This window comes from Bacillus sp. LL01 (assembly GCF_001037965.1).
On record NZ_LFEL01000010.1, the window covers coordinates 36130 to 58729 of the forward strand.

24 protein-coding genes and 2 rRNA genes are annotated in these 22600 nt (G+C 41.9%); 1 reads left to right on the forward strand and 25 read right to left on the reverse strand.

Annotated elements, in window-relative coordinates; all coding sequences use genetic code 11:
• Positions 1-86: 86 nt before the first annotated feature.
• The 13 genes from glmU to metG form a co-directional block, all read right to left on the reverse strand.
• Positions 87-1457: a bifunctional UDP-N-acetylglucosamine diphosphorylase/glucosamine-1-phosphate N-acetyltransferase GlmU gene (glmU, locus tag AB685_RS20325; protein ID WP_047972417.1), complete on the reverse strand. Its 1371-nt coding sequence runs from the start codon at positions 1455-1457 to the stop codon at positions 87-89.
• 412 nt (positions 1458-1869) lie between these two features.
• Complete coding sequence (gene spoVG, locus AB685_RS20330) at positions 1870-2160, reverse strand: septation regulator SpoVG (RefSeq protein WP_047972418.1); 291 nt, start codon at positions 2158-2160, stop codon at positions 1870-1872.
• A gap of 129 nt (positions 2161-2289) precedes the next feature.
• On the reverse strand, positions 2290-2664 hold the full coding sequence (gene ridA, locus AB685_RS20335) for a 2-iminobutanoate/2-iminopropanoate deaminase (RefSeq protein ID WP_047972419.1): 375 nt from the start codon (positions 2662-2664) through the stop codon (positions 2290-2292).
• Positions 2665-2679: 15 nt separating this feature from the next.
• Positions 2680-3522: a pur operon repressor gene (gene purR, locus AB685_RS20340; RefSeq protein ID WP_047972420.1), complete on the reverse strand. Its 843-nt coding sequence runs from the start codon at positions 3520-3522 to the stop codon at positions 2680-2682.
• A gap of 57 nt (positions 3523-3579) precedes the next feature.
• Positions 3580-4449 carry a 4-(cytidine 5'-diphospho)-2-C-methyl-D-erythritol kinase gene (gene ispE / locus AB685_RS20345; protein ID WP_047972438.1) on the reverse strand — a complete coding sequence of 290 codons (870 nt, stop codon included), beginning with the start codon at positions 4447-4449 and terminating at the stop codon, positions 3580-3582.
• 341 nt (positions 4450-4790) lie between these two features.
• Positions 4791-4973, reverse strand: coding sequence for a small, acid-soluble spore protein, alpha/beta type (locus AB685_RS20350; RefSeq protein ID WP_047972421.1), 183 nt, complete (start codon positions 4971-4973; stop codon positions 4791-4793).
• 290 nt (positions 4974-5263) lie between these two features.
• Positions 5264-5527: a Veg family protein gene (locus tag AB685_RS20355; RefSeq protein WP_047972422.1), complete on the reverse strand. Its 264-nt coding sequence runs from the start codon at positions 5525-5527 to the stop codon at positions 5264-5266.
• Positions 5528-5782: 255 nt separating this feature from the next.
• The gene (yabG, locus tag AB685_RS20360; protein ID WP_047972423.1) at positions 5783-6682 is read right to left on the reverse strand and encodes a sporulation peptidase YabG; all 900 of its coding nucleotides are present in this window, start codon (positions 6680-6682) and stop codon (positions 5783-5785) included.
• Positions 6683-6997: 315 nt separating this feature from the next.
• Positions 6998-7888, reverse strand: coding sequence for a 16S rRNA (adenine(1518)-N(6)/adenine(1519)-N(6))-dimethyltransferase RsmA (rsmA, locus tag AB685_RS20365; RefSeq protein WP_047972424.1), 891 nt, complete (start codon positions 7886-7888; stop codon positions 6998-7000).
• A complete protein-coding gene (gene rnmV, locus AB685_RS20370) occupies positions 7889-8443 on the reverse strand; it encodes a ribonuclease M5 (protein ID WP_198530548.1) in 555 nt (184 codons plus the stop codon).
• 199 nt (positions 8444-8642) lie between these two features.
• Complete coding sequence (locus AB685_RS20375; RefSeq protein WP_241773350.1) at positions 8643-9845, reverse strand: G5 and 3D domain-containing protein; 1203 nt, start codon at positions 9843-9845, stop codon at positions 8643-8645.
• Between the two features lie 237 nt (positions 9846-10082).
• Positions 10083-10850, reverse strand: a complete 768-nt coding sequence (locus AB685_RS20380) for a TatD family hydrolase (protein ID WP_047972427.1) — start codon at positions 10848-10850, stop codon at positions 10083-10085.
• Positions 10851-11006: 156 nt separating this feature from the next.
• A complete protein-coding gene (metG, locus tag AB685_RS20385; RefSeq protein ID WP_047972428.1) occupies positions 11007-12998 on the reverse strand; it encodes a methionine--tRNA ligase in 1992 nt (663 codons plus the stop codon).
• A gap of 544 nt (positions 12999-13542) precedes the next feature.
• On the opposite strand from metG, the gene AB685_RS20390 reads away from it, so the two are divergent.
• Complete coding sequence (locus AB685_RS20390) at positions 13543-13824, forward strand: AbrB/MazE/SpoVT family DNA-binding domain-containing protein (RefSeq protein ID WP_047972429.1); 282 nt, start codon at positions 13543-13545, stop codon at positions 13822-13824.
• 71 nt (positions 13825-13895) lie between these two features.
• Here AB685_RS20390 and rsmI read toward each other — a convergent pair whose 3' ends face one another.
• The 12 genes from rsmI to AB685_RS20450 form a co-directional block, all read right to left on the reverse strand.
• Entirely contained in the window at positions 13896-14780 is an 885-nt protein-coding gene (rsmI, locus tag AB685_RS20395) for a 16S rRNA (cytidine(1402)-2'-O)-methyltransferase (RefSeq protein WP_047972439.1), read from the reverse strand.
• Positions 14781-14831: 51 nt separating this feature from the next.
• Positions 14832-15596 carry a tRNA1(Val) (adenine(37)-N6)-methyltransferase gene (locus AB685_RS20400; RefSeq protein ID WP_047972430.1) on the reverse strand — a complete coding sequence of 255 codons (765 nt, stop codon included), beginning with the start codon at positions 15594-15596 and terminating at the stop codon, positions 14832-14834.
• A gap of 363 nt (positions 15597-15959) precedes the next feature.
• Positions 15960-16331: a DNA replication initiation control protein YabA gene (gene yabA, locus AB685_RS20405; RefSeq protein WP_047972431.1), complete on the reverse strand. Its 372-nt coding sequence runs from the start codon at positions 16329-16331 to the stop codon at positions 15960-15962.
• Between the two features lie 12 nt (positions 16332-16343).
• Entirely contained in the window at positions 16344-17171 is an 828-nt protein-coding gene (locus AB685_RS20410; protein ID WP_047972432.1) for a stage 0 sporulation family protein, read from the reverse strand.
• A gap of 1 nt (position 17172) precedes the next feature.
• Positions 17173-18165, reverse strand: coding sequence for a DNA polymerase III subunit delta' (gene holB / locus AB685_RS20415; protein ID WP_082153715.1), 993 nt, complete (start codon positions 18163-18165; stop codon positions 17173-17175).
• Positions 18166-18182: 17 nt separating this feature from the next.
• The gene (locus AB685_RS20420) at positions 18183-18623 is read right to left on the reverse strand and encodes a YaaR family protein (protein WP_047972440.1); all 441 of its coding nucleotides are present in this window, start codon (positions 18621-18623) and stop codon (positions 18183-18185) included.
• A gap of 82 nt (positions 18624-18705) precedes the next feature.
• A complete protein-coding gene (locus AB685_RS20425) occupies positions 18706-19035 on the reverse strand; it encodes a cyclic-di-AMP receptor (RefSeq protein WP_047972434.1) in 330 nt (109 codons plus the stop codon).
• A gap of 78 nt (positions 19036-19113) precedes the next feature.
• Positions 19114-19752, reverse strand: coding sequence for a dTMP kinase (tmk, locus tag AB685_RS20430; RefSeq protein WP_047972435.1), 639 nt, complete (start codon positions 19750-19752; stop codon positions 19114-19116).
• 7 nt (positions 19753-19759) lie between these two features.
• A complete protein-coding gene (locus tag AB685_RS20435; RefSeq protein WP_047972441.1) occupies positions 19760-21205 on the reverse strand; it encodes an aminotransferase class I/II-fold pyridoxal phosphate-dependent enzyme in 1446 nt (481 codons plus the stop codon).
• Positions 21206-21358: 153 nt separating this feature from the next.
• Positions 21359-21559, reverse strand: coding sequence for a sigma factor G inhibitor Gin (locus tag AB685_RS20440; protein ID WP_047972436.1), 201 nt, complete (start codon positions 21557-21559; stop codon positions 21359-21361).
• Positions 21560-22160: 601 nt separating this feature from the next.
• Positions 22161-22277, reverse strand: a 5S ribosomal RNA gene (gene rrf / locus AB685_RS20445).
• A 76-nt stretch (positions 22278-22353) separates the two neighbouring features.
• Positions 22354-22600: ribosomal RNA gene (locus AB685_RS20450) — 23S ribosomal RNA — on the reverse strand; the annotation flags it as partial.

Sequence of the window (22600 nt, forward strand, 5' to 3'; positions counted from 1 at the left end):
CCTCAGGAGTCTTCGCCCTATGCTCCAATCAACAGCTATAAAACACTCTACATCATCAGAATCATTTTATAGAACTTTATAAGAGCCTATTTATTGTGAAGCTTTCCTACATAGTTTTCTTTATTCACTTGACGCGCGCGAGCTATCGACAGCGCTTCTCCAGGTACATCTTCTGTTATGGTGGATCCTGCTGCAACATAGGCGTTCTTACCGATTGTCACAGGCGCCACCAAGTTGGAATTGCAGCCTACAAAAACTCCATCTTCAATCTTTGTTAAATATTTGTTTTTTCCATCATAGTTGACTGTGATCGAACCGCATCCGAGATTCACATCAACTCCAACTTCAGCGTCCCCGATATAGCTAAGGTGAGAAGCCTTGCTTCCATTTCCGAAGGTCGCTTTTTTCACTTCTACAAAGTTGCCAAGCTTCACTTCATTCCCAATTTTGGATTCTGGTCTAACATGGGCAAACGGTCCTATGTTTACATCGTTTCCGATTCCGCTGTCATGCGCCACTGATTGGCGAATGATTGTACGGTCCCCTATTTTGCAGTCTTTAATTTCAGAGTTCGGACCGATTGTGCAATCTTCTCCTATTTGGACAGCACCCAAAATGACGGTCCCAGGGTTGATGACAGTATCCCTGCCAATCACTGCATCTGCAGAAATATACGTATTGTCCGGATCTATGATGCTTACTCCATTGACCATATGTTTTTTGTTGATTCTTTTCTTCATTGTTTTTTCCGCTTGAGAAAGTGCTACTCGGTCATTGACTCCAAGCGTTTCATCAAAGTCCAATGTCTGATAGGCAGAAACGATATCACCTTGTTCTTTCAAAATTTCTATGACATCCGGCAGGTAGTACTCACCTTGAACGTTGTCATTGGAAACATTGTTAAGAGCTGTAAAAAGAGCTTCGTTATCAAAGCAGTATGTGCCAGTATTGATTTCTGTCACCTTCCGCTCTTCCTCACTCGCATCTTTGTGCTCCACGATTTTCCCGACATGTCCTTCATTGTTACGGATAATTCGTCCATAACCAGTAGGATCTTCCGCATAAGCTGTAAGAATAGTAGCCTTCGCTCCAGTGTTTTCATGCAAATCAAGCAGTTCCTGCATCGTTTCTGGTGTGATAAGTGGAGTATCTCCACAAATAACCAAGGTTACGCCTTTTTTATCCTGTAACATCGGTGCGGCTTGCATGACAGCATGTGCCGTTCCCAGTTGCTCTGCTTGCAGGGCGTATTCACTCTTCGTTCCCAGATGGCTTTTTACTGTTTCCGCTCCATGTCCAACCACTGTCACTATTTTTTCAAAGTTCAGTGCAGATACATGATCGACTACATGTTGTACCATCGGTTTGCCACAAACAGGATGTAACACTTTATATAATTTAGATTTCATCCGTGTACCTTGACCAGCTGCTAATATTACGGCATATCGATTTATCATAACGGCCTCCATTTTCACCTAATTATCCATTACGAATATATCCTAAAACGGTGCCTATTTCAAGGAAGTACACGAAAGTACATTTTTTTGACAAATAAGTAGGCTCTTTTCTTAAAGTTTCTGGCTATTAACAACAAACTTTGAGAAAAGAGTCTTCTAAAATGGCTCTTTTCTCAAAGTTTGTTGCTATTCACTAGTAAAAAGTCGGCTATTGGACTTTTTACGGCTTATCTACTCAAAAATAGGCATGTAGTTTACTCTGGATACCCGAGAAAAGAGCACGACAGTAAGGAATATAACGGTTGGTTGATAAATACGAAAAAGCAACAAAATTTACGAAAACAGCCTCTAATATCCAGCCAAAAGAAAAAACAGGCTCTAAAAAAACTCAGCCTGTTTCATCTTCTATCGATTAAGAAGCTCCTGCTTCTTCGTATTCTACTTCTAATTCGCCTAAGCGGTGGTATTCTGTTAGAACCGCTTCCTGAATTTTTCCACGCGTTCCGGAATTGATCGGATGCGCGATATCACGGAATTCCCCATCCGGCGTACGTTTACTTGGCATCGCAACGAACAAGCCGTTGTTTCCATCAATTACACGGATGTCATGAACAACGAATTCATGATCCAACGTGATGGATGCGATAGCTCTCATGCGACCATCGGTATTTACGCGGCGTAATCTTACGTCTGTTACTTCCATTCTGCTCACCACCTTTTGTCCCAATAAAAAACTTAGTATTATAAATTCTCTAAATTTTCTAGAATTCCTTCTTATTTTCAAAAATTTTTTTGAAAATTTTGGGCAAAATGGTGTAAAAAAGAACAGATTCTATTTTACTAGTGCGATTACTTCTATTTCTACAAGAACATCTTTCGGCAATCGTGCCACTTCGACACAAGATCTTGCGGGCTTATGTGTATGAAAGTACTCACCATACACCTCGTTGATTTCCCCGAACTGGTTCATATCTTTAATGAAAACAGTTGCTTTCACTACCGTTTCCAAAGAAGCGCCAGCCTCCTCCAATACAGCCTGCAAGTTTTTAAACACCTGATGCGTTTGTGCCTTTACATCCCCTTCAAGCAATTCGCCGTTAGGCAATAACGGTATCTGACCGGAGCTGTAAAACAGGTTATTGACTGTAATCCCCTGGGAGTATGGACCTATTGCTTTTGGAGCAGCGTCTGTATGAACAACTTTCATTTCCTTACACACCCTTTACTTAAACTTTATATTGTCTTGCACATGTTGAAGATAATTACCTTGTTGCACTTCAATATGACGGTCTCTTTCTTTTACTTTATCAAGCTTGACCAATGAAACATAATCATCGATAAGACGTTCTTCAATATTTTCCGATTCTACGAGGATTCCGATTCCAGCTACGTTGGCTTGGAATTCAGCAAGCAGATTTACCATCCCACTTACGGTTCCTCCCGCTTTCATGAAGTCATCTATAATTAATACGTTAGACCCCGTTTCCAAGCTTCGTTTTGCTAGTACCATCGTTTGAATCCGCTTGGATGAACCGGAAACATAATTAATGCTTACGGTGGAGCCCTCCGTTACCCTGCTGTCACGTCTAACAATGACAACCGGTACATTTAAGAAGCTTGCGACTGCATGAGCAAGAGGAATGCCTTTAGTGGCCATCGTCATGACAATATCCACTTTTTTATGACTGAATGCTGTTGCAAACATCTTCCCCACTTTATTTAATACTTTCGGGTTCCCAAGGATGTCCGTCATATACAGGTAGCCGCCAGGAAGCAACCTTTCCGGCTTTGCGATCAATCCACACAGTTCCTCAAGATATGCAGACGCCTCTTCATGACTTACATATGGAATATACCGCACACCCCCGGCAGCGCCAGGTACGGTAACTAGCGTTCCTATTCCCTGCTGTTCGAACGTTTGTTTAATGATTCCCAGATCTTCACTGATGGAAGACTTCGCGGACCCATAACGGTCTGCAAAGAAGGAAAGCGGAACTAATCCTTGTGGATGCTGCAGTAAATAATGTGTCATGTCCACAAGACGACCACTTCGACGTAATTTCATGCTTTTTCCTCCTAAAATCCGAATATTCTAATGTAAATATAACATTAATATACGGATTTAATCAAGACTGTTCCGCTCCCCAAGAATCCTGACGGCAAACACCTGGTCGCAAAAGCCTCTTAGGCCATTGTAGATACGGTGCATTCTTGAGTCATACTGGACAATCCCGAAGACAGTCGGGCCACTTCCACTCATCAGCACAGCATCCGCTCCGAATTTCTTCATCTGATCTTTAATGTGGGCAACTTCTGGATAGAGCTTTAACGTGACGCTCTCCAATACATTCCCTACAAGACCGACCATTTTTTCATAATCATTTTCATGTATGGCCTCCAACATGCCTTCAACATCCGGGTGGGCTACTTTATCAAGGTTCAAATTGTTGTAAACTTCTGCTGTTGAAACTCCAATTGTTGGTTTGGCAAGAACAATCCAACTATGTGGAGGTGCGGGAATATGCTTTACAATCTCCCCTCTTCCAGTGGCAAGCGCAGTACCACCATACACACAGAAAGAAACATCAGAACCGATTTCCGCTCCGATCTCTGCAAGATCATCAAGAGAAAGGCCCAATTTCCATAGCTTGTTCAAACCGCGTAGCGTTGCGGCCGCATCACTACTTCCCCCTGCCAGTCCTGCTGCAACAGGAATCATTTTCGTAATTCCAATGGAAACCCCCTGCTTAACGTTGAACCTTTCCTTCAAAAGAGCAGCTGCCTGGTAAGCCAAATTTCGATTGTCGTCCGGAACATAGCGATTGTGCGAAATGATGCTGATTTGACCATCGGTACGTTCTGATAGCTCGATTCGGTCTGCCAGGTCGATGGTGGTCATAATCATTTTCACTTCATGGAATCCGTCTGGACGCTTCTTTAGCACATCTAGCGACAAATTAATTTTCGCTGGTGCTTTTTCTAACAGTCTCACTTTCTTCACCTACTTTATTCGTCTCCAATTATCTATGTATTGTACCATATTCCGAGTAAGAAATATCTCCATGATTGGGAAATATTATGTTTCAGTAAGGCTCTTTTCTTAAAGATTGTTGCTATTCATCAGTAAAAAGTCGGCAATTGGACTTTTTATCGCTTATCGGCTCTTAAATAGGCATGTAGTCTTTCCCGTATAGCCAAGAAAAGAGCACGATAGCAAGGAATATAACGGTTGGTTTATAAACACGAAAAAGCAAAAAAATTTACGAAAACAGCCTACAGGAGTGACTTGCTGAAAAAACCGAAGTGGCATCCACTTCGGTTTTGCGATCACAGTTATTTTTGCTGATTTTGTACAAGTTGTCGCTCTGCCAGTTCTATTGCACGTTTGACCATGTTTCCGGCATCCTTCGCTTTTATTCCTCCCCAGCCTTCGCTTTGGACTACATCATAAAAGCCGAGTTCTTTTGCCAGTTCTTCTTTTAACTGATGAGACATAACACTTCTTCGTCTGCTCATGATAAAAGCCCCCTTAATGATCAATATTGGCGACATCATTAGTATTGGAAAGCTTTTGTCATTTTATAAGCGGATATATATGTATTTACAGGTGAGGTTCTGTTATGCGCCGCTGTTAATCTCCGCGCAAGGCTTCGCTTTCCGCGGGGCGGTGTTTGAGCCTCCTCTCTTCGTTGCGGGGTCTCAACCTACCGCTACCTCCCGCAGGAGTCTTCGCCTTTCGCTCCAATCACCAGCTATGTTATTAAAAGGCATTTTTGGGGCAAAATAAAAAGCAGCAAACATATAGTTTACTGCCCACTTAGAACCATATTACCTTCTTCAAAAAATGTAAGTTGTACCGTCTCTGTGAGGACATCTGCATAGCTGTAGGATACACGTTCAAAAGCATTTTCGTCTTGATCTAGTTCTATCACAAATACCGATGGATAAGTTTCCGCTAATATCCCAATGCGCTCAATTGTCTTTCTACGACCACCGTTAGCACGAAGAGTTAACTTTTTCCCTAAATTAGAATCTAACGTTCTTTTGATATCTACTAACGTTTTTCCCATTTTACTCCACCTCACTATAATACATCTAGTTTAACACATTTTTGACAGAAAATCAAATAAAACTTAAAATTATAACAACCCCTAAAGCAACCTGTCAATATATTTCATTCAACAATTATCACCATATGTCTACAATTACTTTGTACAATAACCAGAATAATTATGTATAAAATTTAAAATCTGTTCCAGACCCTTATAAATCAAGTGATTGAACAGGACTGTGAATACGACAAAAAAACCCTTAACTTTTCCTCGCTAAGAGTCTTCGTCTTCTGCTTCATCTTTATATGGCCTGAATGGCATTCCCGTTCGGAGAACTCCCCTTGTTTCTATTCCACCAAGTCCTTTATCGCCTGTTAATGTGTTTCGCAATAGATCCCATACATTCACTCTTTCCATGAAAGGGGTAAAGCAGATCCGGCCAACAATATACACCGGGTCCAATGCATGAATATTTACTCTGGATGGCGAACTGGCAAAATTGGCTCCTGCCTGTATCAACGATTCAAAATGGGATTGGCAGGCTCCTGCAAAGATAACCAACTGATCCAGGTTCGGCTGTATCCTTCGTGCTTCCTTCACCGTCTGCACAAAATGCCAGGAGTGTCGATATGCTTTGATATCAGAGACCTTCCCCTTGCTTTTGGAGTAAGCATCATGACCTGTAATTACTAGAATATCGGGTCGGTACCTTTCCATCAACTCCGTGATTTTAAGGGGCATTTCCTTTTCGCTCGCATGCACCCCGTGGACTGGTACGCCAATTCTCTCATAAAGCTCCATACATTTTTTTAAATACAGGGGGTCTCCATCCAAATGCAGGACCTTCCCAGGCACTTGGAAATAGTTCTGCTCAGTACTGTATCCACCTGTAGCCTCGTACTCATTCTTTTCCCGTATTAGTTGGTAGTCCTGTTGCAATAGCTGCAGAGACCTGTTCACCTTGGACTCCACCCTTTGCTGCCTTGTCATCCGCTCTTGCAGATCTACCACTTTCAGATCATCGTACGGGGCATCGGCCATTAGCCTGACGTCTTCCCCATGTAATAACACTATACGTTGCTTCAATTCATTTTCATATATATCCACCACACGAAACAATAGGTCGTAATCATATGATTTTCGCGCGACAATGTCTCCAATTTTCAGTTTCATCATTTTCCCTCCAACTGGGAGAAGGCATTTACCCCAACGGTCTATCTAACCTAGAGTATGCAGCTTCCTGGAGGTGTGTGAGCACTTTCCAAGGTCTGTAACAGGTTGGTGCGTATAAGAAAAACCAGGCAAAAACCGCCCGGTCTATTTTGTATAGTAAATTATATGGTTATCTTATAGCGGTTGATTTCCGTTACAGGCGCTTCGCTTTCCAGTGGGCGGTCCGGGAGCCCCGTGGAAAGCGAAGCGCGATGCGGAAATCAACAGCGGTGCATAACAGAATCAATTTTTCAAAAAAAAAAAAACGGACCTGTATTAGGCCGTTTCCGTTTTGAATAGCGGGAATAACTCATCACTCAATGCACCGAACTCTTCAATTGAGAGAGTCTCTCCACGTCTTTTCGGATCGATGGAGCTATTGGCAAGTGCCGATTCTATTTCCTGTTTTTTCGCCTTTCCGTCCGGCAGATGGCTTGTAAGGTTGTTAAGGATTGTCTTTCTTCTTTGTCCAAAGCTTGCACGGACCACTTCAAAGAAGAAATCCTCATCCTTCACCCTTACAGGCGGCTCGTCACGTACAATTAAACGGATGACAGCAGAATCGACATTAGGCTGTGGAACAAAGACCGTTTTCGGGACAATCATCACCGTTTCGGCTTTTGTAAAATACTGCACAGCAATGGAAAGCGACCCATACTCCTTCTTACCAGGCTTTGCAGCCATCCGCTCCGCCACTTCTTTCTGAAGCATGACCGTAATACTTGCAAGTGGCAACCCTTCCTGTAACAGCTTCATAATGATTGGTGTGGTGACATAGTAAGGAAGATTGGCCACCACCCTCACTTCTTCAAACTCCTTCAGCTCTTCTCCAATCAGTTCGTTCACATCCGCTTTCAGTATATCCTTATGGATGACGGTAACATTTTTATATGGAGAAAGAGTGTCTTCCAAAATTGGCAGCAGTCGCTGATCTATTTCAAATGCAAACACCTTACCTGCCCTTTTGGCGATTTGTTCGGTCAATGCACCGATCCCAGGACCAATTTCAATCGCGGCCGTTTTTTCCGATACCTCGCCATACTCCACGATATTGCGGAGGATGTTGGTGTCTATCAAAAAGTTCTGTCCTAAGCTCTTTTTAAAAGAGAACCCGTACTTATCCAAAATCTCTTTCGTTCTTTTCGGTGTGGCAATATCTTTATGCATTTATTGCTCCTCCTGATCTATTTTCGCCAATGCTTGTTTTAATTGCTCCAAAGAGATATGAAACATCCGCAGCCGTTTCTGCAACTGCTTGCCGTTTGTGTACCCGATGTTCAGCGCCATGCCCAAACGCTCTCTTTTCGCTTTCGCTTTTGGACCGGCAACAAGTCCGTAGTGAACAAGCACTTCAAACGGGATCTCTTCCGTTTCCTGTTCATACTCCTGATGTAACCCATCAAGTGCCTGTTGAATATCCTTTATTGTGGCATGCTCCACTCCGATTCCTTTTCCGTTTTTGCCGCGGGCCTTATCCTTTGGCAAAAAGGCATGCTTGCACCCAGGGATTGCCTGCCTGATGGTGTGACGGATCTTTTCCCCAGGATAGTCCGGATCTGTAAATACAATGACACCTCTTGTATCCTGCGCATGCTTGATTCGGTTTAGGATTTCTTCATTGATGGCGGATCCGCCGGTTTCAATCGTGTCTGCATCTACCGCCCTTTTTATGGCAACCGTGTCGTCTTTTCCTTCTACTACAATGATTTCTTTTATTTTCATTTTTTCCTCCAAAAGAGTGAAACTTTCCGTCTATGATAAACGTCTAATGTTATAGAGAGCAAAATCAAGCAATAGTATGTATTCTACTTTATTTTGTCTTTTTTGACTAATATATATTTAAGCTCAACTTATATTTAATATTAACAGAAGAACAGAAAAAAGCAGAGGCATGGTGACCCCTGCTGTGTAAATTATCGATTTAATCAAGAATTTTGATTTTCACTTTTTTTCTGCCCCAACGGTAAGCAGCATCTTTATCTGCGAAAAACACATCAATCTTGTGACCCTTGATAGCACCACCGGTATCTCCAGCAACTGCATACCCGTACCCTTCAACATAAACCTTTGTTCCTAAAGGGATGACACTAGGATCTACTGCAATTACTTTCGCACCCGGATTTGTTCGTAAATTAATTCCTGTACTCGTGACACCACTACATCCGTTACAATACGCCGTATAGGCTGTAGAGGAAACATAGAACTCCTTGGAGCTTGATTCCGTACTACGTGACACGACCTGTTGAGGTTGTGGCTGCGGAGGTGGCGGGGCTTTTGTTCCAACAGCTACGATGCGATCCAATGATTCTTTCACCGTTTCTGTTTTCACCAATTCCCGTGACACTTCTTTGCCATTCTCTAAAATGACTTCATAATGATTGGCAACGGTCCCTTCTTGCCCTTGCTGGACCACTTGCTCCTTCCCCTTATCAAGGGAACCATCATTTTTTGTTACAACACCAAATTCAATAGGCTCTTCCACTACATCGGTGACCTTTTCAACTCTAGTAATATTTACTACAGAATCTTTTGCTACCAATTCTTCTAGACTAGGCTCCACTCGGTCAAGATCATTTACTGAGATATCGTGCTGTTCTAAAAAGTCAGCGACCGTAGTCGAAGTAGACCAAACTTGTTGTTTTTCCCCCCCCACGTTCAAGGTGACTTCAAATGCCTTTTCAATGGCAATGATTAAATTATCCTTGATTGGGGTATTTAAATCTTGACTTACTTTATCGTGCTCTTGTATATCTATATCTTCTTCTGTTAATAACTCTTGTACTGTCTCTGCTGTCGTAAAAATGGAGTGCTCCTTATCATCCAAGACAAGTTTCACTTCTTTCGCCGGGTCCCAGACGATCTGCATGGAATTACTGACGACGGTATTCTCCGGAGGTTCCAGTCGGTCCTCAGGATGAACGGTAATGTCCAGTTGTTTCAGAATATCCGCTACAGTTTTTGCGTGAGTGCGTACCGTGACTTCCTCACCATCCACATTCACTGTTACAGCAGCCTTTGTGCCATGGAAGACACCAAAGCCAAGTAAGCTTAAGAAGACTATGAAACTAGTAATAACAATAGCCAGTTTCGTCTTACTCAACGTACTAGAAAACAGTTTTTTCATGCTATCTAACATGTAAAAAAACGCCTCCTTCTCCTCGAATGGATTATATAGACAGTTATGTAACTTGTCAACCCTTTCCATCAGCTCGACCGTAATGTCTATTATGCAGAAGATTCCCACAAAAGGAAAGTGAAAACTATCGACACGATTATCCTATGAAGAGAAGGAGATAGGTAGAACTTATTTGTTTTTTCTCGAATTTGGACAAGTATCAGCGATTTTTGACATATTTCTTTGTCATTTTATGCCGAATAATTTTTTAGCATTTGCTGTTGTTATTTCTGCTACTTCCTCTACCGTCATCTCTTTCAATTCAGCAATCTGTTCTGCCACCAGACGGACATAGGCGGGTTCATTTCTTTTTCCGCGGTAAGGATGGGGCGTCAAATACGGGCAGTCTGTTTCAATGAGAAGTTTATCCATCGGGATCTCTTTTACCACTTCTTTTGGTTTTTTTGCATTCTTAAAGGTGACCGGACCTCCGAATGAGATATGGAAGTTCATCTCCATACATTCCTTTGCAACTTCCAGACTTCCCGTGAAGCAATGCATGATGCCACCTACTTCCTTGGCCTCTTCTTCCTTCAGTATTTCCACGACATCCGCCGTTGCGTCCCTGTTATGAATGACTATCGGAAGCTTCACTTTTTTCGCTAATTGGATCTGCTTGCGGAACACTTCCTTTTGCACATCTTTCGGGGATTTATCCCAATGATAATCGAGCCCCATCTCTCCAATGGCAACTACCTTGTCATGGGCAGCAAGGTCTTCTATCCAAGCAAGATCTTCATCTGTCATATCTATTGCATCAACCGGGTGCCAACCTACAGCAGCGTAAAGGAAATCATACTTCTCCACAAGTTCCATTGCCCGGTTTATAGTTTTACGGTCAAACCCTACCACTACCATGTTGTCTACTTTATCCTTACGAGCTCTATCAATTACTTCTTGCAGATCTTCCTCATATTGGTCTGCATTCAAATGGACATGTGTATCAAATAACATATGTAACACTCCCGTTATATTAATGATAACTCTTACTAATCTCTTTCTTAAAATAATATAAACAAATAATATTCTCCGAAAGAAACAAAGAGGTGCAGCCCGTTGTTACACGTGAAACACCTCTTCTATTATAAAATTATTTTATCCATAAACTAATTATTTTACTTTTGCTCCTAATGGCAAAGAAGCATCAACCGATGCTAAGGACAGCTTTCCATCCTTTTCGCCGGCAAGGATCATTCCTTCCGACAACTCTCCACGAAGTTTAACAGGCTTTAAGTTCGTCACGCAAATGACACGCTTTCCTACCAGTTCTTCCGGTTTGTAGAACTTGGCGATTCCGGAAACCACTTGTCTCTTTTCATATCCAAGGTCCAATTGAAGCTTCAATAACTTGTCGGCCTTTTTCACCGGTTCACAGTGGGTCACTTCCGCAACACGCAAATCTATTTTCATGAAATCATCAAACGTAATTTCCTCGGAGACAGGTGGAGCCTCTTCCACCGCTTTCTCTTCCACCTTTTCGGCAGGTGCAGGAGGCTGCATTACGCTCTTGATGTGTTCCACTTCTTCTTTTACATCCAGTCGAGGGAAGATAGGGTCTGATTTCACCGTTTTCGTTCCAGCAGGAATCTGCCCGAAGCTTGATAGGCTTTCCCATGTTGCCAGAGAGTCATCCACACCAAGTTGTGCGAATATCTTTCCAGGTGTTCTCGTAAGGAACGGCTTCAACAGGATGCCGATGAAACGAAGAGATTCTGCCAGATGGGCCATAACCGAAGCAAGCTGCTCTTTTGTATCTTCGCTTTTCGCCAGGACCCAAGGCTGTGTTTCGTCTATATATTTATTCGTTCTACTTACAAGTTGCCAGATAGAGGATAATGCCACGGAGAATTCCATGTTCTCCATCGCGTTCTCATACTGTTGAACAGTGTTTTCGGCCAGAACACTTAACGTCTGATCAAACTCTGTCACCTTCCCGTTGTACACAGGAACCTCGCCGTCGAAATACTTGTCGATCATAGCAACTGTTCTGTTCAACAGGTTTCCTAGATCGTTAGCTAAGTCGAAGTTCACTCTTTCCACGAAGCCTTCCGGTGTGAAGACGCCATCCGCTCCGAACGGAACCTCTCTTAACAGGTAATATCTCAGTGCATCAAGGCCATAACGGTCGATCAGGGTAACCGGGTCAACCACATTCCCTTTTGACTTGGACATTTTTCCATCTTTCATGAGCAACCAGCCGTGTGCAAAAACTTTTTTCGGCAGTGGAAGGTCCAATGCCATCAGCATGATTGGCCAGTAGATAGTGTGGAAACGAACAATCTCTTTTCCTACAAGGTGAACATCAGCCGGCCAGTATTTCATGTATTTCTCATCATTGTCCGTACCGTAACCAAGGGCGGTAATGTAGTTGGATAGCGCATCAATCCATACATAAATGACATGTTTAGGATCTCCGGGAACCTTAACCCCCCAATCAAAGGACGTTCTGGAAACGGCAAGGTCTTCAAGTCCAGGCTTGATGAAGTTGTTGACCATTTCATTTTTCCTGGATTCCGGTTGAATGAACTCCGGGTTTTCCTCATAATACTGAAGCAGACGGTCCACATACTTGCCCATGCGGAAGAAATAGGATTGCTCTCTTACCAATTCCACTGGATGTCCGCTATCAGGACTTTTCCCGCCTACCACTTTACCGTTCTCCTTGATAGGGTCGACAAGCTGATGCTCACGGTAATACGTTTCATCCGGAACTGAATACCATCCTTCGTATTCATCCAGGTATATATCTCCTTGGTCTAGCAATTGCTTGAAAATCTTTTCTACTACTTCTTTGTGTCGGTTTTCGGTCGTCCGTATGAAATCATCATAGGAAATGTCTAGTTTTTCCCATAATTCTTTGATTCCAGAAACAATATCATCCACATAGCTTTGAGCAGTAATACCTTTTTCTTCTGCTTTACGCTGAATTTTCTGGCCATGTTCGTCCGTACCGGTCAAGTACATCACATCAAAGCCTTTCAGTCGTTTGTAACGAGCCATTGCGTCTCCCGCCACAGTCGTATAAGCATGACCAATATGTAAATTACCACTTGGATAATAGATAGGTGTTGTAATGTAAAAAGTTTTTTTATCGGCTACCATCAAAAATTACCTCCCTATAATCGAAACATATAAAAGCAGAAAACTCCCGCCCAATGGACGAGAGCGATGAGCGTTTTCAACTTCGTATATATATAAGAACATCATAACCTATTTTTTATAACTATTATACATGGTTTGGGCCGGTATTGTTAAGGATTGAGCAAAAACTTTTTCCCTTCTTCCCCGATTTCCACTCCACTTCAAATAAATCATCTGGGTAATCAACTTTTGTCGAAAAATTTGTCGAATTTAATAGTTGAATTTTGTCGAATTATGTTTATAATTATGTTAGTATTCTATTGAAAATTAGTAAGTAATTGTAAATGTTAACCGAGGACCAATTCTGGTAAACCCTTATTTAAGTGCGTTTTCCCCGCTTTTCTAATACATTTTTTAAAAGAAATACAAATATTTTCAAACATTATTGTTGACGGATTTTGTAAATCTTGTTATGATTAAAACACATTAGATTTGTCGAATAATGACGAAAATGATAGATTATTAATATTATAAACTTTTAAAATCAGAGAGGGGTATTTTTCTTATGAAATCTACTGGTATTGTACGTAAAGTTGACGAGTTAGGCCGTGTGGTTATTCCTATCGAGCTTCGCAGAACATTAGGAATTGCTGAGAAAGATGCTTTAGAAATCTATGTTGATGATGAAAAAATCATCTTGAAAAAATACAAGCCGAACATGACTTGCCAAGTAACTGGTGAAGTTTCTGACGGCAACCTTACGTTAGCTGATGGAAAAATCATCCTTAGTCGTGAAGGTGCAGAAAAAATTATCCAAGAGATTCAAAATAGCTTGCAAACAAAATAAATACGACAAAAGAGGTTGCCGCGGCAACCTCTTTTTTATTGGTTTATTGTAACTTTTATATTCTTTTCAACTTATGTTTCCAAGTCAACGTGAAATGCTTGATACACTTCTCTTTTTGGCAGATTCCGCTCCTTGGATACTTGCTTGATGGCTTCTTTGGAGGAACAGCTTTCTTTCTCCATTATTTGTTGCACATGCTCTAAAAGGGAAAGGTCTTTCCACCAGAAATCCTCTTCTTCGTGAACTTCCTCCCTGTTTCCTTCTATTATAATGCAACATTCCCCTTTGATACCTTGCTCTTCATACAGAGCCAGTACTTCTGAGATATTTCCTCTGGTGAACTCTTCAAACTTTTTCGTCAGCTCCCTGCTCACTACGATAGACCTGTTACCGAGTATTTCGTTCATCAAGCTGAGCGTATCCTTCAAGCGGTGCGGGGATTCGTAAAGTATAAACGTATCTGTCAGCTTTTTCAGCCGCTCAAGTTCTTTTTTCTTTTCCTTCTTCTGGCGATCGAGAAAGCCGTAAAAATAAAACGGCTGTGACACGAGACCGGAGGCAATCAATGCTGTCAAAGCAGCATTTGCCCCAGGCAGCGGAACCACAAAAAGCTTCTCCTCCAGAGCTTCCACTACTATTTCATAACCCGGATCAGATATGGAAGGCATGCCTGCATCGCTTACAAGTCCTACATCCTTCCCTTCTTTTAAAAGGTCAATTATTTTTTTTCCACTCTGTTCTTTATTGTGCTCATGATAACTGATAAGCGGAGTTGATATTTCAAAATAATTACAAAGTTTCTTTGTGTTTCTTGTATCTTCGGCTGCAATAAAATTAACTTCTTTCAACAGCCTTAATGAGCGGTAGGTTATGTCCTCTAGATTCCCGATAGGTGTTGGGATTAGATATAATCTTCCTTGCGTATATGAATTGGAGAAACTGTTCTGTTGCCATATTTCCACTTTGAATCCCTCGTTTATTTTTTAGTTACTTGTTAAGCATCGCTGTTAATTTCCGCACTGAGCTTCGCTTTCAGCGAAGAGCATTTTTCTTACTTCAGGGGTGTATTCGCCGTTTTCATCGTAGACTAATAAAGGAGGAAGGATTTTTAGATCTGGGTTTCCATCCTTTATGCCTTCTATTAGAAGTGTGTTAGCTGGCTTCCCAAGCTTGGAATGGACAAATTGAAGACGCTTCGGCTCTAATCGGTATTTCCTCATCAACGTTATAATATCAAGGAGTCTTCCTGGGCGATGTACAAATGCCACTTTTCCACCCTGTTTGACAATATGCCCACTGACACGGACAACGTCTTCCAGTGTGCATTCTATTTCATGCCTTGCAATGGCATAGTGAATATTACTGTTTATTTTCTCTTCCTTTTCGGCCAAGGGAAAATAAGGAGGATTGCACGTTACCACATCGAATTTTTTATTTTGCAGCATGGCAGGTAGCTCTTTCAAATCCTTGTTCATAATGGTCAGGCGATCTTCCAGTCCATTATAGGCAATACTTCTATTCGCCATATGAGCCAGCCGATCCTGTATCTCGACACCAGTTATAGTACCCTTTGTACGTTTACTTAACAATAGCGGGATGATTCCGTTCCCCGTACACAAATCCATAATATTGCCCTTTTGTATCGGAACGTATGCAAACTGCGCTAACAGCACGGCATCCAAGGAAAAGGAAAACACAGAGGGGCTCTGTATAATCCGTAAATTCTCCGCCAACAAATAATCCAGGCGTTCATCACCAATAAGCTCCACCATCTAAAAAACCCTTTCGTACCATAATCTTTCCCTATTATAACGTAAGTCCCATGAAAAACATAAGGAGCAAATAAGAATATACCATTTCAAAATCTAGGAGAAATGGATCTGTTAAACGCGAAAAAGGAGCGTATCGAATTATGTAAGGATTCCCCTGTAGATTGTAGTGCAAGGTGAGACTCCGGCGGGAGGTAGCGGTAGACTTGAGACCCCTGAAGCGTTGTGAGGAGGCTCAAGCACCTCCCCGCGGTAAGCGAACACCTGGAACGGAAATCTATAGAAGTTAGTTGGGACCACCAATCTCTTCCTGGGTAGCTAAAAGAAAGTAAAAAGCCGCCATCCGATTACCGGAGAAGCGACTTTTTACTTCTTATTAAGGAAAGACAAGCAAAACATACAGTCTCCTTCTTTTCGCGGGCTGCCGAAATTCAGGTTGCATATATGAAACCCTTCTTGGTACAGCCTGGCCAAATTATCATAACCCTCACCCACATCGGTTTGCTTGTTTTGCTCTTGCTGTTTTTTCTTGTGCTTCTGTTTGGTGGTAGAGGCTTGTTCCTCCTCTTTCGTCATCTGTTCCAGACGCTTACGGAGATGGCTGTTTTCCACCAACACAGTGTTGTTCTCTTCGATAATAAGGGCAAGGTGCTCTTTTAATTCTCCAAGCTGCTTATATAAATGTCCAATCTGTTCTTCCATATTGCTGACAGAATCAAATATTTCCTTCTTGTCCAAGTTTCCCACCTCTTAATCTGTGGCTTGCGTAGAAACGGCTCCTTCTTGCAATAATTCATCTAACGAATACTCAACCACTCGGTCTTTTCCGGATAACTCCACTTGCAGCACGCGTTCGAGTATATTCAACCCTACCACTCGTCCTACTCCATTCGGTGTTTTGATCACTTCATCAAGATCCGGTAATTGCTCTTTAGCGGACTCGTATTCATCGTTTTCATACTTTAGACAACACATCAGACGACCACAAAGTCCAGATATCTTAGAAGGATTCAGCGACAGATTCTGATCCTTGGCCATCTTAATTGATACCGGTTCAAAATCTCCCAAGAATGTGGAACAGCAAAGCATACGTCCACATGGGCCGATGCCTCCCAATAATTTCGCTTCATCACGGACACCTATTTGTCTAAGTTCAATTCTAGTACGGAAAATGGAAGCAAGGTCCTTTACAAGTTCCCTGAAATCCACGCGTCCATCTGCAGTAAAGTAGAAGATGATTTTATTTCGATCGAATGTATATTCCACATCCACCATCTTCATATCCAAACCATGATCGTTCACTTTTGTGAAACAAACATCAAATGCTTCTTTAGCCGCTTTTTTATTTTCATCTACAATAAGACGATCTTTTTGGTCAGCAATACGGAGTACTTTTTTCAACGGCAGTACGACATCATTCTCTTCGACTTTCTTTTGACCGATGACAGCTTTTCCAAATTCCACGCCTCTTACTGTCTCGACAATGACAAACTCATTATCTGTTATATCAAGCCCATTAGGGTCAAAATAGTATATTTTTCCTGCTTTTTTAAAACGAACTCCCACTACTTCATACAAACTAATATCCCTCCTGCAAGTTTAAAGCTAATTGTTCCATGAGAAGGTGCGGATTCACATTCGATGCTAACCGAGACTTGCTTTGTAATATATATGATAAATGCTCGGTCACTCGCTGTTGAGTCGTTTGGAGAGCCAACTTCCTAATCAATTCTTTCTCGTCGACAAACACCATCTGCTCCTCTTTATCTAACTGAGCATAGAGCATATCTTTATAAATAAATAGCATTAAATCTAAACCTATCTCCATTTGTGTTCTATCGGAAAAATGGGGCATCCATTTTTCCTGTATAAGCAGCAATGATGCTTGAGGGCGATTAAATATCGCTTCATACAATTTTATCACTAAATTTCTTGCCAGCGCAAACCAATCATCTCGACATAATTCTACTGCTTCCCCTAAACTATTCGTCAGTGACGCTGCCGACTTCGCCATTGGCAAGGAAATCTCTTCTGCCATCAGTTTGTCCACCAGCCCTTCAGAGGTTAAAGCCCGGAACGATAGAGGCTGGCATCTGGAAATGATGGTATTCAGCATCTGATTGACGTTTTCTGTCAAAAGAAATGCAAATGTTTCCTGATTGGGCTCTTCAAGAAATTTCAATAAACTGTTGGCAGCATTTGTTGTCATTTTATCAGCATGCTCGATAATATATATTTTTCTCTTTGACTCCAAACCAGTTTTAGTGAATTCCTCTTGCAAAAATTGAATTTGCTGTTTTTTTATCGAATTTCCGTCCGGCTCAAGGACATGCACATCCGGATGATTTCGTGAATCTATCCGCTTACAATTGGAACAGCTCTGACACGGGTTTACACCGTTTCGGTCTTTGCACAACAGGCTTTTAGCAAAAAGATAGCTGACCTCTTTTTTCCCTGTTCCCTTCATCCCGTCCAGCAAATAAGCATGAGCGATCCTGTTCCGCTCCAAACTGTTTGTTACAATTCTTGCAACAGTAGGCTGGCTTTGTAGATCGGACCAACTTTTTATCACCATCATCACTCACTAACTTACATATATAAATTGATGAGCAATCCTTTTATCTCACCAATACTGCTTAATATGTTTATTCTTGATTCCTCTTGATTCATTACCTTATCTGTAAGACCGATTAGTGCCTCATCGATTTCTTTCACCACATGAAGATTCCTTGATTGTCCATCATTTGTCCAATGGTGAGACTGGTTCAATTCCATCCCGAACTCAACCGCTTCTTCCATAAAACGCTTCACCAGTGTTTTATATTTTGCCAAGTCCTGAAAAGAACGTGAATTTCCCAGGCGGTCCCCTACCATTTCTATATCCTTTATTAATGTCTGCAGCTGCTGGGAATGTAATTTGTTGGAGTGCTTTTGCATGACCTCTCCAAAGCCAGCTGTAGTGGTAGTACCACCTCTTTGGTCCATTCTTCCCTTATCTATACTTGTTCGAAGATCGGTTGATATTTTCACTATTATACGTCCCTTTCCTTTGGGCTTTTCTCTCATGGAAACAACTTTTAAAAAAGCAGCCTTTCAGCCGCTTGACTAATTGTTAGAATTGGTGAAAATGCTCCACCGGTAAAACAAAAACGGTTGCGCCACCAACCTCCACCTCAACCGGATAAGGAACATATGAATCCGCGTTCCCACCCATAGGAGATACAGGTGCGACCAACTGCTGACGGTGCTGGCAGTTGTCTTTGATTATATCCAAAGCCTTTTGTACACGAACATCTTCCGTACCTATCATAAAGGTCGTATTTCCTGACTTCAGAAATCCGCCGGTACTTGCGAGTTTGGTAGCTCGGAAATTATGTTCCACCAAGGCATTCATTAATCTGTTACTATCTTTATCCTGAATAACCGCCATTATCATTTTCATATTTAGCGCCTCCTTTATTTTACCATTAATTATCTAACACTTCATTATTTCGGATTTGGTAATTTATATTTCATCCAATTAGAACCCGCGTTTTGTAACATAGGAAATGAGAATTTCCTTTACCTGTTCATAAACCGCATTAAAATCTTTGGACGCATCAACCACGGAAAATCTCTCACTATACCTATCCCTGACCAGGTCATAGCCTTTCTTCACCTTGAAGTGGAAATCAAGCTTCTCCTGATCGAGGCGATTGATTTCACGTTTATTATTCGCTGCAATTCGTTCAAGTCCTGCTTCTGGCTCAATATCAAAATAAACGGTCAAGGATGGCATCATTTTCTCCGTTGCAAACTCATTGATACTTAAGACATCCTCAACACCTATTCCTCTTGCATATCCTTGATAGGCCAGAGAACTGTCAATAAAACGGTCGCACAGAACAATCTTATTATCCTTTAAGGCCGGAATGACCCTTTCCACTAAATGTTGGCGACGGGCAGCAGCATATAGCAATGCCTCTGTTCTCGCATCCATTTCGGTATTATCGCAGTCCAATATGACACTTCGGATTTGCTCCGCTATAGCAATGCCACCCGGTTCTCTGGTCAATAAGATGGGATACTTCCGATCAGCCAGTTCTTTCGCTAACTTCTGGATAACAGAGGTTTTTCCTGCTCCCTCTGGTCCTTCAAATGTTATAAATAATCCCTTCACAAGCGTGTTACTCCTTTTCTTTCTTATATATAAACATATAATTACTTTTTAGCCATTCGCTTCCTTGAAATCTGGCACCGTGATTCACTAGTACCTCTATATATTCCAGAGTGGAACGTGTAATCCTCTCCCCCTTGAATAACAGAGGGATTCCTGGTGGATATGGAATAACCGGTCTTGCCGCAACCTCCCCGACTGCATCCTCCAAGTTGCACCTGACCACCTTATAGTCATGTTGCTCACTGAAAGGAATGGCCAATCTGCTTATTTCTACAGGGAATGGTGGGATCGGCAATTTACCTTTTTCCTTTCCATCCTTTGTTTGACCCAATAATGCTCGATCTATTCTCTCTATCATATCATGTTTTTTCTCATTAACCGCCAGTGGCAGAACAATTAATACATTCTGATGGTCTGCCAACTCAACAAAGAGCCCTTCTTTTTCGAGAAGTTGCTGTAATGCAAATCCAGTCAGGCCGGTAGTGGAGCGAAGAGTCAACTTTAACGGATCAATTTGCAATCCACATTGCGGTACGACCACTTCCACACCTTCTATCTTCTCCAGTTCCTGATGGATAGTTGTTATATCATCGTACACATTTTTTACTTCCTGATCTTGTATGGAAGCAAGATAGTACCTCGCCAGATCCAACGATGCCATCAACGGGTAGGAAGGACTGCTTGACAGTAGTATTTTCAAATAATGAGAGATTCTATCTTTCTTGACCCTATCTCCCTGGACATGCAGAAATGAAGCCATCGTCATAGCTGGCAGGGTTTTGTGTGCAGAATGTACCACTATATCCGCCCCTGAGGCCAATGCCGTTTTTGGAAAAGGTTCTCCAAGTATAAAATGCGCTCCATGTGCTTCATCCACCAACACCGGAACATTATATGTATGAATAATACCAATTAGGCTATCCAGTTGCGTCGCTACTCCATAATAATTGGGATTGGTTAAGATAACCGCCTCTATCCCATCGACCGTTTCCAATGCCTCCTTCAACTGAGTTGACTTTATGGAAACGGCAACTCCCAAATTCTCGTCGACCTCACACGATATAAAAACAGGCTCCGCTCCGGCAAGCTCCAAGCCGTTCAAAATGGATTTATGACAATTTCTTTGAACGAGCACTTTACTCCCTCTAGTACACGTTGCCATGATCATCGCCAGATTTCCGACTGTTGACCCATTCACAAGAAAAAATGTTTCATCCGCCCCATATAAATCAGCTGCCAACCTCTGTGCATCCTCTATAATCCCCTCAGGATCATGTAAATCATCCAACCCAGTAATCTCTGTCGCATCTAACTTCAATATATCGTTAAAATAACCGTTAGCTTCACCAGGAAAAACATCCCCATACTTATGTCCAGGTACATGACCGGATAGTGGAGAACTTTCCCAATGCCTTTTAAGCGCTGAAAACAGCGGTGTCTTATTCTGGTCCAACACAAAGCCCACCCTCTTCGCTTATCTTTCATAAGCTGATCTACTACCATTATAACGGATAGACCGTTAGACTTATAGCTACCCAACTATCTCGCGAAAAAAAATAAAAGCCCTTAAAGGACTTTTCATTGTGCACATTTTTTAACAATCTTTTTAAGAGAAAATTTTCGGAATTGTAATCTTACGGAGCTGTTTGAGATAAAACTTATACTTTGGATTTTCTACTTCCGTCTGCAACATCGTACCCTCGCACTCCGTACAGATAAACTCCGTGTACAGATGGATTCCTCTTTCTTTCTTCTCTTCACATACAATACACGTTTCCCCAATTGATGAATGAATGGTTGACTTCATATCTCTTTCTCCACCTCCATCCACTATTCTAACCAGATTGACCAATTGTAATACTACTTTAGTAAAATCCCAGCCTACCAATCTTCTACATCTAGTGTATGTAAGGCCTACTAGTCTGTGTTTGTCTTGAAATAAAAAAAGATGGGCGGTTTTCTGGGGTTATTTATTGAGTGAGAGGTGTTTTGTTTCATTGGACGGGGGGGTGAAGACCATTTTGATGAAAATTTCTGCTCAAAAGTGTCTTCATTACACCGATGAAGACCTGTTGACGGAAAAATGAGCGCCAAAGTGTCTTCATAAACCTGAAGACGGCCTTAATCAGACTAAACCTTTGATATAGATCTGACCAGCTATAGTTTTATAAACCGAGTTTTCATTTTATAAGCCAATTTTTCATTTTATAAGCCAAGTTTCATTTTTATAATCCAACTTTTCATTTTATAAGCCAACTCGCACCATATAAATGCCATTCGACACCAACTGGCAAAAACCGCCCCTCCTCCAAGTCACACTTACTCTCCCTATCTACCCACCCACAGCCAGCATTTCAAAACACAAAAAAACCAGCGCCTAATTTAATAAGCACTGGTCTCTTTCATTTGCCTGGCAACGTCCTACTCTCACAGGGGGAGATCCCCCAACTACCATCGGCGCTGAAGAGCTTAACTTCCGTGTTCGGTATGGGAACGGGTGTGGCCTCTTCGCCATCATTACCAGACATATTCAGTTGAAGGTTGATCCTTCAAAACTAGATAATGTGTTCATATCAAGGTATTCCTATCGTTCAAATGTTTTGGGTTAAGTCCTCGATCGATTAGTATTCGTCAGCTGCACGTGTCGCCACGCTTCCACCTCGAACCTATCTACCTGATCATCTTTCAGGGATCTTACTTGCCGAAGCAAAAGGAAATCTCATCTTGAGGGGGGCTTCATGCTTAGATGCTTTCAGCACTTATCCCGTCCGCACGTAGCTACCCAGCTATGCCTTTGGCAAGACAACTGGTACACCAGCGGTGCGTCCATCCCGGTCCTCTCGTACTA

Coding starts and splice junctions, on each gene's coding strand:
- glmU (WP_047972417.1), bottom strand. CDS start 1,457: ATGATAAATCGATATGCCGTAATATTAGCAGCTGGTCAAGGTACACGG.
- spoVG (WP_047972418.1), bottom strand. CDS start 2,160: ATGGAAGTAACAGACGTAAGATTACGCCGCGTAAATACCGATGGTCGC.
- ridA (WP_047972419.1), bottom strand. CDS start 2,664: ATGAAAGTTGTTCATACAGACGCTGCTCCAAAAGCAATAGGTCCATAC.
- purR (WP_047972420.1), bottom strand. CDS start 3,522: ATGAAATTACGTCGAAGTGGTCGTCTTGTGGACATGACACATTATTTA.
- AB685_RS20350 (WP_047972421.1), bottom strand. CDS start 4,973: ATGAGCAGACGAAGAAGTGTTATGTCTCATCAGTTAAAAGAAGAACTG.
- AB685_RS20355 (WP_047972422.1), bottom strand. CDS start 5,527: ATGGGAAAAACGTTAGTAGATATCAAAAGAACGTTAGATTCTAATTTA.
- yabG (WP_047972423.1), bottom strand. CDS start 6,682: ATGAAACTGAAAATTGGAGACATTGTCGCGCGAAAATCATATGATTAC.
- rsmA (WP_047972424.1), bottom strand. CDS start 7,888: ATGCATAAAGATATTGCCACACCGAAAAGAACGAAAGAGATTTTGGAT.
- rnmV (WP_198530548.1), bottom strand. CDS start 8,443: ATGAAAATAAAAGAAATCATTGTAGTAGAAGGAAAAGACGACACGGTT.
- AB685_RS20375 (WP_241773350.1), bottom strand. CDS start 9,845: ATGAAAAAACTGTTTTCTAGTACGTTGAGTAAGACGAAACTGGCTATT.
- AB685_RS20380 (WP_047972427.1), bottom strand. CDS start 10,850: ATGTTATTTGATACACATGTCCATTTGAATGCAGACCAATATGAGGAA.
- metG (WP_047972428.1), bottom strand. CDS start 12,998: ATGGTAGCCGATAAAAAAACTTTTTACATTACAACACCTATCTATTAT.
- AB685_RS20390 (WP_047972429.1), top strand. CDS start 13,543: ATGAAATCTACTGGTATTGTACGTAAAGTTGACGAGTTAGGCCGTGTG.
- AB685_RS20400 (WP_047972430.1), bottom strand. CDS start 15,596: ATGGTGGAGCTTATTGGTGATGAACGCCTGGATTATTTGTTGGCGGAG.
- AB685_RS20425 (WP_047972434.1), bottom strand. CDS start 19,035: ATGAAAATGATAATGGCGGTTATTCAGGATAAAGATAGTAACAGATTA.
- AB685_RS20440 (WP_047972436.1), bottom strand. CDS start 21,559: ATGAAGTCAACCATTCATTCATCAATTGGGGAAACGTGTATTGTATGT.